The sequence below is a fragment of the Gluconobacter roseus genome (assembly GCF_046058915.1).
In the GTDB taxonomy this organism is placed as follows: Bacteria; Pseudomonadota; Alphaproteobacteria; order Acetobacterales; family Acetobacteraceae; genus Gluconobacter; species Gluconobacter roseus_A.
The window spans coordinates 1911822-1923909 of sequence record NZ_CP175538.1 but is presented as its reverse complement, the minus strand read 5'-3'; the positions used below and the strand labels follow the sequence as shown (position 1 = coordinate 1923909).

The following is a 12088-nucleotide window of genomic DNA, read 5'->3' as shown; positions in this document are numbered from 1 at the left end:
CTTCAGGACCAAAGCCCCAGAACATACGCCAGCCCGAACACCACCAGAACCGTACCGTTGAACAGGGCATGGCACAGAGCCGTTGTCCAGAACGGGCTGACCCCCTCATTTTTCCCGGCTGTCAGAAAACAGAAATAGAAACAGCTTCCGCTCACCAGTCCGGTACAGAGCGCGGTCAGGGCGCTCCGTCCCAGATCACCGCCATAATGCTCGTAGGCAAATGGCCCCACGCAGGCGAGCCACGCCACAAACGACGTCCCGGACCGCTGCCCCAGCACCTTCCGCACCACCACGATTGGCAACCAGAAGTGCAGAAACGTTTCCACGATGGGTGCGAACACAACGACCGCCACGGCCAGCACGACAACGCCATGCTTCCACGTTGCGGTGGTTCCCCAAATCCCGCTGCATCAATCAGAAGATGCAGAGGGATGGCGATCAGGGCATTGATCACCGCATAGCGCCCCGCAATCCGGAACATCCGCCGGGCCACATACGGCCGCTGCACAACGTCCTCAGCGACCGACGAGACCGCCGTCATTTTTGGCGGACGCCCAGATGCCCGGCCTGCCGTGCCTGCGCCAGCGCTTCCTGACGCTCACGTTCGGCATAGCGGCGGCGCTGCTCTTCCGTGCGTTCGTTATGGCAGTGCGGGCAGGACACACCCTGCACGAACAGTGGCGAGGCCTTGTCCTTTTCATTCAGCGGTCGGCGACAGGCGTGGCACACGTCATGCGTGCCGATTTCCAGCCCATGCTTTACCGAAACACGCTGGTCAAACACGAAGCACTCGCCTTCCCACAGGCTTTCTTCTTCCGGAACGGTCTCCAGATATTTCAGGATGCCGCCCTTGAGGTGATAGACCTCGTCCACACCTTCCGCCCGCGCAAAGGACGTCGATTTCTCGCAGCGGATACCCCCTGTGCAGAACATGGCAATCTTCGGCAGGCGGCCTTTCGCTTCGAGTTCCTGCCGCCGCTTGCGGAACCATTCGGGAAATTCACGGAAGGATTTCGTCTTCGGATCTTCCGCACCTTTGAACGTCCCGATCGCCACTTCATAATCATTGCGCGTATCGATCAGGATCGTGTCCAGATCAGAAATTAATGCGTTCCAGTCCTCTGGCGCTACATACCGTCCCACGCCCTGACGTGGATCGATATCCGGCTCGCCCATCGTAACGATTTCCTTTTTCAGCCGCACCTTCATGCGACGGAACGGCAGCTCCGGAGCCCGGGAGTCCTTGCTCTCCAGATCCGCACAGCCCGGCAGCGCACGGATATGCGCCATCACGCGCTCCATGCCCTCATCCGTCCCGGCGATCGTCCCGTTGATCCCCTCACGGGCCAGAAGCAGGATCCCCTTGATGCCTTCCTTTTCACACAGCTCCAGCAACGGTTCGCGCAACGCGGCCGGGTCTTCGAATGACGTGAAATGATACAGCGCGACAATGCGGATCGGTTCTAGGGCATCAGGCGCATCAGACATAGGGCAACCATCCGGGACATGGGGACCGCAGACAGAACCGCGATCAGGTGGAACACTCTGGGCCCTGCAAATATCAGGGCCACGCCTGCCATGCCAGCACAGACGACGTTTCCAGAGGCTTTATCCCGCCGCAGGACGCTGGCTGTCTGCCCCTGCAAGTCCCCGGTCCTTCATAAGGCGCCGGATCGTATGGATCACCTGCGTCCCGGTAATCAGGCGGGAGCACTCGAACTGCCGGTCCGTCCCCTTGTGGCGCGGACACCAGAAGAAGTCCTTGTGATCAAACTGGAAGGCCGGGTCATTCCAGCAGGAATTGCAGGTGTGCCAGTTGATGACCCGATAGGGCGTGGCGAACTCGTTATCCGGATGCGTGAACCCCGAAATCATCACCACTGGCGTACCCGCCGCGTGCGCCAGCCAGGCCAGCCCGCTCGACAGCCCAATGAAGAAGCTCGCATGTTTCAGCCAGCGTGCACGCTCCGTCAGTGGCCGGCTGCCGGTCTGGTCCTCAGCCCCGTGCGGAATGTGGTTATAGACGTAGCCCGTGCCGTGATACGGCTTCTGGTCAATGCAGATGACGCGATAACCCGCCGTTTTCAGAAACGCGATCACGTCATGCCAGCCACCGGGATTGTTCCAGTACTTGCACTGCGTACTGGCCTGCGTGGCAATGACGACATACGGCTCAGCAACGGGTGGCGTCTCGCCATCAGGAATGGTGATGCCCGGCGGCGTATCATTCCAGGGATCAACGCCCAGAATATAGGCCGCCGTCCTGTGCAGACCGACATGCCGGAAGTCCGTCGGCTGACGGGTATTGTCCTTGTCCGTGAAAAACAGCCCGATATTGTAAGTCGCATAGAACCGGGCCGTGAAATCCGGGTCTGCCTTCATGCGGTCATGCCCGACAAGTGTCAGTTCCGGATTGGCACTGACCACAAGCGGCAGGATCGCTTCGGACACCGAACACGTCACCTTGGCACCACTCTCCTGCGCCAGACGCCGGGCCGCTGGCAGCCAGGCCAGCGTATCGCCGAGCGTTCCCACCGGAAGCTGTACAAGAACCGGCTGCCCGGACAGTACCAGATCATGATGAACGACCAGTTCCGGCTCCGATCCCGGTTGCTCCAGCCAGACATCCACCGTGAACGGCACGAAGAATTTCTTGGTAGAGGAGACCATGCCGCCCTTCAGGCGTGCATCAAACAGCACATTCCCGGTCACATGATCCGAAAGCCGCACATGCCACTGCGCTCCGGGCGGGATTTTTTCCCCTTCCAGTGACGGCAACATGACGCGCGTGCCATCATTGAAGTCGAACCGGACACCCCGCGCGCCCTTGATGACCGGCTGAAGTGACGGCGCGTGATACGGCCCCTCGATGGCTTTGGACGATGAGGACGCCGAACCGTCATTGCCGCCAACGCCGGAATCCGTCACATCCGCCGTCTCCGGCACAGGCACGGCAGCCGTGCCACTTGTTTTACCATCCAGGGGAACGGCAAGTCCTTCCGGAACATCCAGTGCAACCGGGGGCATAGCAGGATCACTCGACGTCATTTGGCGGATACTCCGTGGCTCATACGGAAGAACACACACGCAAGCCGGCTCCCCCTGAAAATGTTGTAAGACACCCGTCCCGGACTGCCAATCCGCAGGCATCCCCACAAACCTGCTCCCCCCGTCAGAATGCCTGCGATAAGGTGGCTTCATGACCCAGACCAGAGCCATTCGCGGCCCCTACCTGACCTTCCATGCCGATCCGTTCACCGTCGATCCCATGGAGGCCCTCCATCACGAGCCTGACGGCCTGATCCTGATCGAAAACGGTCTCATCACCGCTGCCGGCTCATGGGGCAGCCTGCGCGACACCATCCCCGCCGGAACAGCCGTGGACCATTATCCCGACATGCTGATTTCCGCCGGCATGATCGACACGCATGTCCATTATCCTCAGCTCCCGGTCATCGCGTCTTACGGCGAGCAGCTTCTGGAATGGCTGGAAAACTACGTCTTCCCCGCCGAGGCCCGCTACGCCGACATCACCTATGCCCGCGCTGTCGCCCGGCAGTTCCTGACCGAACTCCTGCGCGTCGGCACCACCACGGCCGCCGTGTACTGCACCGTCCACCCCCAGTCCGTGGACGCGTTCTTCGAGGAATCCGAGCGCCTCAATACCTGCATGATCGCCGGCAAGGTCCTGATGGACCGCAACGCCCCCGAGAACCTGCGCGACACCGCCCAGAGCGGCTATGACCAGTCCGCCGAGCTCATCGCCCGCTGGCACAATCGCGGGCGGCAGCTTTATGCCGTCACCCCGCGCTTCGCACCCACCAGCACACCCGAACAGCTCGATCTCGCAGGCGCCCTGCTCGCCACGAAACCTGACCTGTTCATGCAGACCCATCTGCTCGAAAACCGTTCCGAAATCGCCTGGGTCCGCGAACTCTTCCCCGACCGCGCCTCCTATCTGGACGTGTACGACAAGGCCGGTCTTCTCCGCCCACGCGCGATCCTCGCTCATGCCGTCCATGCCGAAGAGGCCGATTTCCAGCGCTGCCACGACACCGGCTGTTCCATCGCGCACTGCCCCGGCTCGAACCAGTTTCTCGGCAGCGGCTCGTTCCCGCTCTTCAAGGCCCTCAATCCTGAACGCCGCGTCCATGTCGGGATCGGCAGCGATATCGGCGCCGGGCCTGCCCTGTCGCTGCTTCAGGTCCTGTCCGACGCCTACAAGGTCGCACAGGGGCTTCAGACGAAACTCCATCCCGCACAGGGGCTCTGGCTCGCCACGGCTGGCGGCGCACAGTCCCTCGGCCTCGAAGACCGGATCGGCAGCATCAGGCCCAGCCTCTACGCCGATCTGTGCGTTTTCGATCCGGCCGCCACGCCGCTTGGACGGATCCGCGCCCAAACCGCCGAAACCCTCGCCGACCGCCTCTTCGCTCTCACCATGCTGGGCGACGACTGCAGTATTGCAGCGACCTATGTCGCCGGACAGCTCCTGCACAAACGGAACGCCCCCTGAAGTTTCTGGAACACACCCAGACCCAAAAACAGACACTCGGTGTCATTTTTACTTTGACTCGGAAAAAATTTTGAACTCTAGGGCCTGTTAGGGCTTGATCCAGTCTGCTGCGGCAGCGATGTGGATGACCGCGAGGAACGACGTTGCTGTTTTTTCATATCTGGTTGCGACAGCGCGCCACTCCTTGAGACGAGCCCAGAGGTTCTCAACGAGATGCCGACACCGATAGGCCCATTTGGGGCAGACGACCGGGCCATCGCGTCGTTTCGCGGGAATGGCTGGCCGTGCTCCCATGTCCCATATCCGTTCACGCATGGCGTTCGACGCGTAGCCCTTGTCCGCTACTACCCACAGGGGAGTGGCGGGAAGGCTGTCGAGCATGGCTGGTGCCAGAGGCAGTTCATGAGCCTGTCCAGGGGCCAGCGCAAAACCGAAGGCTTTTCCATGTCCATCAGCGATCACGCAGACTTTTGTGCCATAGCCGCCGCGAGAGCGGCCAAGTGCTTCACGATGGTCTCGCTCTTCGAAAGAGGCCCCTTTTTTGGGCTCCCGCCGCTTTGTGGTGAGCCCTGATGTTCGTGCCATCCAGAAAAGTCATTCCGAATGCCACTCCCTGTTGTTCCTGAACCAGTGCGAGCAGCCGCTCCCATACGCCGAGCTTCGCCCAGCGGATGAAAAGCTGCGCAGCCCGCCACCACGGACCCAGTTCAGCGGGGATACTCCGCCATTTCGCGCCATTCTCATGACGCCAGAAAATCGCTGCTATCGTCCGCCGCAGATCATGTGGCGGCGTCTTGCCCCTCGGGCGAACCTCCTCAATCAGAGGTTCCCAGATCGCCCATGTCTCGTCCGTAAAGGTGCCTGTTCTGTCTCCTTCTTCCATCCCTACAATATGGGAAGAAATTCAAGATCTAATAGGCCCTAGCTATGGCAGCAACAAGAGTGCGGGCATGGCGCTGCACTACAGCTATGTGAACCTCACCAGCTACTGGGACCAGAATGTCGGCGCCTCGATGGGCTTCTTCGACCGCGTCGAGATTTCCTACACCCACAACTTCTTCCAGACCCGCGGTACCGGAGCGAAACTCGGCATCGGCAATGGCTACCAGTTCGATCTCGACGTCGCGGGGGCGAAGGTCCGCCTCTTCGGTCATGTCGCGGACAACACCCTGATCCCGCAGGTCGCCATTGGCGGCATGTACAAGCATGACAGTGATGGCAAGGTCATTCACGAAGTCGGCTCGATGCATACGGATGGTGGAGACGCCTATCTCGCCGTCACCAAGCTGTTTCCGAAAGTCGGCATCCTGATCGACACCACCGTCCGCTTCACCAAGGGGAACGAGTGGGGCATCCTCGGCTTTGGCGGTGACAAGGACAACAACTATCACGCCCAGTTCGAAGGCTCGCTCGGTTATCTGCCATCCTTCATTCCAGGGCTGGTCGTCGGCGTAGAATACCGCACCAAGCCCCGCAATCAGCGCTTCACCGATGAAAGCAACTGGTTCGACGTTTACACCAGCTATTTCGTCAACAAACACCTGAATGTCACACTGGCTTATGTGTCTCTGGGGACAATTGCGACCTACAAGGACCAGACGGGCTTCTATTTTTCCGCCCAGACCGGCTTCTGAAAGGGCGATCCGGGCTCTGCCCGGACCCGGCAGGGATCTCGATCCCTGCACCCTGTTTTTATGAATTGGTGTCCAGAGGCCCCCGGCCTTTGGCGGGTTTCAGGGCAGAGCCCTGAGCCTCACCCCTCCCTGATACGCTCGTCAATCAGCGCCTCGCGTGGCACGTCCGTCGCGTAAGCTGCCTCATGTATCGTCCGCTTCACGTTGAAGATCAGATGCAGCAGGATCGCTGACAGGGACCCGAGCGTAATCCCGCTGCCAAACACGATCTTCGCCCACATCGGAAACGTATCGGAAATATGCGGCTGGGCCGTCGCCAGCATGCTCAACCCGATGCTGGTGCCCACAATGATTACATTGCTCTGCCGGTTGAAATCCACCCGTGACAGCGTCTGCACACCCACGACCGCCACGGTTGCAAACATCGCCAGCGCCGCCCCACCCAGAACCGGCAGCGGCACCGCAGCGACCAGCGCACCCAGACGCGGCAGGCAGCCAAGCATCATCATGATGACCGCGGCAGCCGCCACAACCCACCGGCTCTTCACCCCCGTCATCCGCACCAGACCAACATTTTCGGCAAAGCACGTATAGGGAAAGGAATTGAGCACGCCACCGAGCATGGTCGCGATACCATCGGCGCGCAGGGTGCGGGCAATGTCTTCGGACGTGATCGGCTTGTCGACGATTTCACCCGTCGCATAGACGTTGCCAATCGTCTCGATCATGGAAATCGTCATAACGATCACCATCGACAGGATCGAGACCGGATGGAATGTCGGCATCCCGAAATAGAACGGATGCGTGATGGACAGAAGCGGCGCGGACGACACATCCCCGAAATTCGCATCGCCCAACATCCAGGCCACCAGCGTTCCCAGAACCAGTCCAATCAGCACGGCAATCGTGGCGATGAACCCACGGAACAGCCGCTGGATCACCAGAATGAAGGCCAGTGTCCCCAGCCCGTACCAGATGCTCCGCAGCGGAACATGGTCCTGCATCACAGATGGACTGGCACCCGAAACAATGTCATTCGCCGCCACCGGCAAGAGCGCCAGACCGATGATGAGAATGATGGACCCCGTCACAACCGGCGGGAAAAACCGCACCAGCCCGGCAAAATGCCGGGCCATCAGGAACGTCACGAAACCCGCCACGATGACGGACCCGTAAATGGACAACAGCCCCGGCGTCCCGCACCCGACAGCAGAGCCAATGGCAATCATCGGTCCCACGGCCGTGAACGTCACACCCTGCAATAGCGGCAGCCGAACCCCGACCGGCCCGAACCCCACCGCCTGAAGCAGGGACGCAATCCCGCAGGTAAACAGATCCGCATCAATCAGATGGATCAGCGTCTCGCGCGGCAGATGCAGCGCACCCGCCACGAGGATCGGAACAATGACCGCCGCCGAATAGAACGCCAGCACATGCTGCAACCCATAGGCCCCAAGCCGCCAGACCGGCAGTTTCTCGTCAACGGGATGCAGACCGGTCGTCGCGGCGTTCTCGGCAGTCATGAAAAGCCCTCAGCTTCCGCGATAGGTGGAATATCCGAATGGCGCCGCCAGCAGCGGCACATGCGCATGAGCCTCCGCCTCCAGCCCGAACACGAGCGGCACCACATCCAGAAATGGCGGATCAGACAGGACCTGCCCGCCTTTGCGGAAGTAATCGCCAATCCGGAATTCCAGACAATACGTCCCTTTCGAAACTGCAACATCCCGAAGCTCCGGGCAACGCCCGTCCGCATTGGTCTGCCCTTCGAACAGAACCCGTTCCCCCTGCAGAAGGCGCAGGCTCACACCCGCAGCAGGCTTGCCGGAAACCGTATCAAGAACATGCGTGGACAGAGAACTCATGACGCAACCAGATCCTTCAGACGAAGCGCTGCGATCGCATCAATCTGCGTCAGCGCCTCGGTCAGTTCCTTTTCGGGAGTGCCAGCCAGACGGCGCTCCATTTCATCCATAATGACGGTTTTTGCAGCTTTCCCGGGTGCAGTCACTTTACGCACGCAGATCACGAACGGCATGGAAAACCGTGCGCGATACGCATCATTCAGTCTTCGGAAACGCTCATATTCCGCAGGCGTCAGACGATCCAACCCCGCCGACGCCTGTTCCGAAGCGGAATGTTCCGTCAGATCCGGATCAATCCCGGCCCGGTGCCCAAGCTCCGGATGCGCCCGCACCAGCGCAAGCTGCGCCTCCGCTCCAGCAGAACGCACAACCTGCGCAAACGCAGACAGCATCGCATCAACATCCGCAAAAGGCCGTGCCTTCAGCACCCCTTCCGCCACCCAGGGCGAATGTTCGTAAAGCCCACCGAACTGCGCGACAAACGCCTCATCCGACAGCGCATTGACGTCCGAAATGTTCATGCCGGATGCACAGACTGCCAGTGCCGCGCGATATCCAACCGTGTCGCCACCCAGACATCTTCGTGCTTCTGGATATGCTCCAGAAACTTCAGCAGTCCCATTGCCCGCGCCGGCTTGCCCGCAAGGCGACAATGCAGCCCGACCGACATCATCCGTCCGCCCTCGCGATACAGCATGTCGAACGCATCGCGCAGATAAACGAAGAACTGCTCGCCTTCCGTAAAGCCGTTCAACGCCGCGAACTTCATGTCATTCGCATCGAGCGTATAGGGCACGATCAGCTGCGCCCGGCCATTAGAGCGGTCGTAATATGGCAGATCATCCGCATAGGAATCGGCGTCGTAAACAAACCCGCCTTCCTCAGCGACCAGACGCGCTGTATTCGGGCTCGTACGTCCCTGATACCAGCCGAGCGGCCGCTCTCCCGTCACTTCGGTATGCAGCGCAATCGCCTCGCGGATATGCGCCCGCTCCACGTCCTCGGGGAAATCCTGATAATCGATCCAGCGCAGACCGTGAGACGCAATTTCCCAGCCGCTTTCCTTCATGGCTGCCACGGCATCCGGATTGCGGGCCAGCGCCTTCGCCACACCAAACACCGTCACCGGCATTCCTGCCTCGTCGAACAGACGCCGCAGCCGCCAGAACCCGGCCCGGCTACCGTATTCGTACAGGCTCTCCATCTGCGCACAGCGCGCACCGATGATGGATTTCGTGCCGATCATTTCGGACAGGAACGCTTCTGATCCCGCATCGCCATGCAGAACCGAGTTTTCCGCCCCTTCCTCGTAATTAATGACGAATTGCACGGCGATGCGCGCACCATTCGGCCATTTCGGGTCAGGCGGCGTGCGGCCATAGCCGATCATGTCCCGCGGGTAGCTGTCCTGCGTCATGGGCGTTTCCCTTCTCAAAGCACCGGCGGATCGAGGCTTACGAGCTCTTCCGTGTCATAGGCCAGAAGGCTCGCCAGATGTTTCTCGCCATCCTCGACGAACAGATCCCGCGCAATACCCCGCGCCAGCTTTTCCACACCAAAACGCATCCCGCCGATGGACGCGCCGGAAAGCCCCATGCTCGGCATGGCGCCGAACGTGAAGTTGTAGATCGCCGCCAGCATCGGCGCCTTCGGATCGGACGCATCCTTCGGCAGGAACTGGAACCGCGCTCCCAGATACGGGTGGCTGCCCAGAAGTTCGCTTTCCTCACCAGCAGGCGGCGTGAAGTGATCGCGCCATAGCATGATCGAAGACGCAAAATCCTGCGTTTCCGGCCGCTGCGACAGGTCGATCGAGAACCCCGTCCCGATGATCAGGAAATCAAACCGCATCTCGCCCTGCGGCGTCGTCACCACGACTTCATCCCCGTCCATCCGCGTCGCCGTCCAGGGCGTTCCGGGATGGAAGGCGAAGTTCTCATGACGGCGGCAACGCCAGAACGTGTCCTGCGGCGGCGGCTGGTTCAGGCTGTAAATCTGCCGCATGAAACGCCAGCGCGTCAGATCGGGCAGTTCCGAGAAATGCGCGAGGAAGCCCGCATTTTCCATCCAGCGATATGGATTTATGGCCGGAATCTTCGCCCGACGCAGGCACAGATCCACGCGCCCGGCGCCTTTTTCCAGAGCCGTCGCTGCATTATCGAACGCCGAAGCCCCCGCGCCCAGAACGCCGATCCGCTTGCCCTTCAGGGCTTCGAAATCAATGTCTTCATGTGTGTGCGCATAAATGGATTTCGGCAGCGTGTCGGAAATGAAGGACGGCACATGCCACGTCCCGCCGCCTTCGATGCCCGTCGCCAGTACCATCCGCCGCGCCAGACGTACCGTTTCCTGACCGGCCGCATTACGGAATGTCAGTCGCAGCAGCCCGTTGTCCCAGCCGACATGCACCAGTTCCTGATCGTTCACGACCGGGATGTCGAGCGTCTCCCGCACCCAGTCCAGATAGGCCTGCCAGTCATGGCGGGAAATCTTGTCCAGATCCTCCCAGGCCTTTGCCCCATAACGCGCCTCGAACCAGGACTGCGGCGTGAGATTCGGGATCCCAAGATCCGGCCCCGTCACATGCTTGGGTGTGCGCAGCGTGAGCATGCGCGCAAACGTCACCCACGGGCCTTCGCCGCCTTTGGAAGCCTTTTCAAACACTTCCACATTGGTCACACCCTGCCGGCGCAAGCCGAAGCAGGACGTGATGCCCCCCTGTCCAGCGCCGATGATGGCCACATCCAGAACCGCCTTCCCGTCCCGCTCCTGCGTCAGGCTCCAGTTGCCGGTCGCATAGCGGATTTTCGCCAGATCCTCCTGCACACGCTCCGAAAGCGCAGCCAGAGCATCGACGGGAGAAACGGTGGATGTCATGTGGTCAAATCCCAAAAAACCGGTACGGACAAAGCAGCATCCGGACGCCGCCAGACCGTCTTTCCGCAACAAAATGACAGGTCACCTGTCGGTCGGGATAGTTTCATACCGTTGTAAGGGCGTATACTCCATAAAAACGCATCTCCCGTTCGCAAAAAGAGAGCAGTTCTTCCATGCCTGTCTTCTCACGCTTCCTGCGTTACTTTCTTGCTGTGGCCCAGCACGGGTCGATCCGCCGGGCCTCCGAACATCTGCGCATCGCCGCCTCGGCCATCGACCGGCAGATCCTGCAGGGCGAGGAGTCTCTCGGCACGCCCCTGTTCGAACGCCTCCCCACCGGCCTGCGCCTGACGGCGACGGGGGAGCTCCTTTACGCCCACGGCAAGCAGTGGTCGCGGGATCTGACCAATATGTGCGTCCAGATCGAGGACATGCGCGGCCTGCGCCGGGGACAGGTGGACATCGCTGTCCCAGACGCCCTGACCCGCGGCTTCCTGCCCTGCCTGCTCCGCGCCATGCGCACGACCCATCCCGGCATCACCATCTGCACCCATGTCCTCGATAACAGCCGCATCCAGAATGCCCTGATCGATGGTTCGGTCGATGTCGCCCTGCTGCTCAACCCGACGCATGCGCGCGGCCTGCTGGTCCGGGCCCACAAGGATTTCCCGCTCGGATTCGTCTGCCTGCCGAACCATCCCGTTGCCGAACGCAAAAGCGCCCGTTTCAGCCTGGCCATGAACTATCCCATGATCATGCCCGAAGCCCCGCTCGCCCTTCAACGCCAGATCGAGATCCTCGAAATTGACAGCAATCTCGACATCCAGGCCGCTGCGACGTCCGACAATATCCAGATGATCAAGTCCCTGGTGCGCGAAGGCATCGGCCTCGGAATCCTGAGTGCGCTCGACGTCATGGACGAAGTCACCCGCGGCGAACTGGCCTTTATTCCAATCTCCAACCACGATCTCTCTCCCCTGACGCTGGCTTTGTGCGTCGATCATTCGCGCCAGCTTTCGGGCGCCGCACGACTGGTGATTTCCGAGCTTGAAAAAGAGTTCCTGTCCCCTGCCGCGCAGTAGCCTTACAGCCCTTCGCATAACGCGGCCAATGGGAGACATAGACTGTCACATTTTTGCACCACCCTAAAAACGGCAATGGCCTGCCCTGCATTTTATCTTTGATGCAGATAGGCC

12 protein-coding genes are annotated in these 12088 nt (G+C 60.7%); 3 read left to right on the top strand and 9 right to left on the bottom strand.

From position 1 onward, the window contains the following. Window positions 1-2: 2 nt before the first annotated feature. From ACJ2A4_RS08955 to ACJ2A4_RS08945, 3 genes are all read right to left on the bottom strand, one after another. Window positions 3-362, bottom strand: a complete 360-nt coding sequence (locus ACJ2A4_RS08955; protein WP_408872564.1) for a hypothetical protein — start codon at window positions 360-362, stop codon at window positions 3-5. A gap of 175 nt (window positions 363-537) precedes the next feature. Further along, complete coding sequence (locus ACJ2A4_RS08950; RefSeq protein ID WP_408872563.1) at window positions 538-1488, bottom strand: rhodanese-related sulfurtransferase; 951 nt, start codon at window positions 1486-1488, stop codon at window positions 538-540. 120 nt (window positions 1489-1608) lie between these two features. Continuing rightward, the gene (locus tag ACJ2A4_RS08945) at window positions 1609-3048 is read right to left on the bottom strand and encodes an autotransporter strand-loop-strand O-heptosyltransferase (RefSeq protein ID WP_408872562.1); all 1440 of its coding nucleotides are present in this window, start codon (window positions 3046-3048) and stop codon (window positions 1609-1611) included. A gap of 151 nt (window positions 3049-3199) precedes the next feature. On the opposite strand from ACJ2A4_RS08945, the gene guaD reads away from it, so the two are divergent. Next, window positions 3200-4516 carry a guanine deaminase gene (gene guaD / locus ACJ2A4_RS08940; protein ID WP_408872561.1) on the top strand — a complete coding sequence of 439 codons (1317 nt, stop codon included), beginning with the start codon at window positions 3200-3202 and terminating at the stop codon, window positions 4514-4516. 87 nt (window positions 4517-4603) lie between these two features. Here the strand turns inward: guaD and ACJ2A4_RS08935 are convergent. After that, a protein-coding gene (locus ACJ2A4_RS08935; protein ID WP_408872348.1) for an IS5 family transposase occupies window positions 4604-5399 on the bottom strand; the annotation gives its coding sequence in 2 pieces (ribosomal slippage) (window positions 4604-5060 and window positions 5059-5399; 798 coding nt in all). Here ACJ2A4_RS08935 and ACJ2A4_RS08930 point away from each other — a divergent pair. Further along, window positions 5374-6150 (top strand): DUF3034 family protein, encoded by a 777-nt coding sequence (locus ACJ2A4_RS08930; RefSeq protein ID WP_408872560.1) that lies wholly within the window; start codon window positions 5374-5376, stop codon window positions 6148-6150. The two genes, ACJ2A4_RS08935 and ACJ2A4_RS08930, sit on opposite strands and share 26 nt — an antisense overlap. Window positions 6151-6269: 119 nt before the next feature. On the opposite strand, the gene ACJ2A4_RS08925 is transcribed toward ACJ2A4_RS08930, so the two are convergent. Genes ACJ2A4_RS08925 through ACJ2A4_RS08905 form a run of 5 tightly spaced genes read right to left on the bottom strand, consistent with a single transcriptional unit; the run spans window position 6270 to window position 10892 of the window. Beyond that, a complete protein-coding gene (locus ACJ2A4_RS08925) occupies window positions 6270-7673 on the bottom strand; it encodes a nucleobase:cation symporter-2 family protein (protein WP_408872559.1) in 1404 nt (467 codons plus the stop codon). Window positions 7674-7682: 9 nt separating this feature from the next. Continuing rightward, entirely contained in the window at window positions 7683-8015 is a 333-nt protein-coding gene (uraH, locus tag ACJ2A4_RS08920; RefSeq protein ID WP_408872558.1) for a hydroxyisourate hydrolase, read from the bottom strand. Beyond that, window positions 8012-8536: a 2-oxo-4-hydroxy-4-carboxy-5-ureidoimidazoline decarboxylase gene (uraD, locus tag ACJ2A4_RS08915; RefSeq protein WP_408872557.1), complete on the bottom strand. Its 525-nt coding sequence runs from the start codon at window positions 8534-8536 to the stop codon at window positions 8012-8014. Before uraD ends, uraH begins: the two co-directional genes overlap by 4 nt. Further along, complete coding sequence (gene puuE / locus ACJ2A4_RS08910) at window positions 8533-9432, bottom strand: allantoinase PuuE (RefSeq protein ID WP_408872556.1); 900 nt, start codon at window positions 9430-9432, stop codon at window positions 8533-8535. The genes uraD and puuE overlap by 4 nt, the downstream gene beginning before the upstream one ends. A 14-nt stretch (window positions 9433-9446) precedes the next feature. After that, entirely contained in the window at window positions 9447-10892 is a 1446-nt protein-coding gene (locus ACJ2A4_RS08905) for a SidA/IucD/PvdA family monooxygenase (protein ID WP_408872555.1), read from the bottom strand. Between the two features lie 173 nt (window positions 10893-11065). Here ACJ2A4_RS08905 and ACJ2A4_RS08900 point away from each other — a divergent pair, with 173 nt between their 5' ends. Continuing rightward, on the top strand, window positions 11066-11974 hold the full coding sequence (locus ACJ2A4_RS08900) for a LysR family transcriptional regulator (protein ID WP_408872554.1): 909 nt from the start codon (window positions 11066-11068) through the stop codon (window positions 11972-11974). The last annotated feature ends 114 nt before the right edge of the window (window positions 11975-12088 follow it).

Coding starts and splice junctions, on each gene's coding strand:
- ACJ2A4_RS08950 (WP_408872563.1), bottom strand. CDS start 1,488: ATGTCTGATGCGCCTGATGCCCTAGAACCGATCCGCATTGTCGCGCTG.
- ACJ2A4_RS08945 (WP_408872562.1), bottom strand. CDS start 3,048: ATGACGTCGAGTGATCCTGCTATGCCCCCGGTTGCACTGGATGTTCCG.
- guaD (WP_408872561.1), top strand. CDS start 3,200: ATGACCCAGACCAGAGCCATTCGCGGCCCCTACCTGACCTTCCATGCC.
- ACJ2A4_RS08925 (WP_408872559.1), bottom strand. CDS start 7,673: ATGACTGCCGAGAACGCCGCGACGACCGGTCTGCATCCCGTTGACGAG.
- uraH (WP_408872558.1), bottom strand. CDS start 8,015: ATGAGTTCTCTGTCCACGCATGTTCTTGATACGGTTTCCGGCAAGCCT.
- uraD (WP_408872557.1), bottom strand. CDS start 8,536: ATGAACATTTCGGACGTCAATGCGCTGTCGGATGAGGCGTTTGTCGCG.
- puuE (WP_408872556.1), bottom strand. CDS start 9,432: ATGACGCAGGACAGCTACCCGCGGGACATGATCGGCTATGGCCGCACG.
- ACJ2A4_RS08905 (WP_408872555.1), bottom strand. CDS start 10,892: ATGACATCCACCGTTTCTCCCGTCGATGCTCTGGCTGCGCTTTCGGAG.
- ACJ2A4_RS08900 (WP_408872554.1), top strand. CDS start 11,066: ATGCCTGTCTTCTCACGCTTCCTGCGTTACTTTCTTGCTGTGGCCCAG.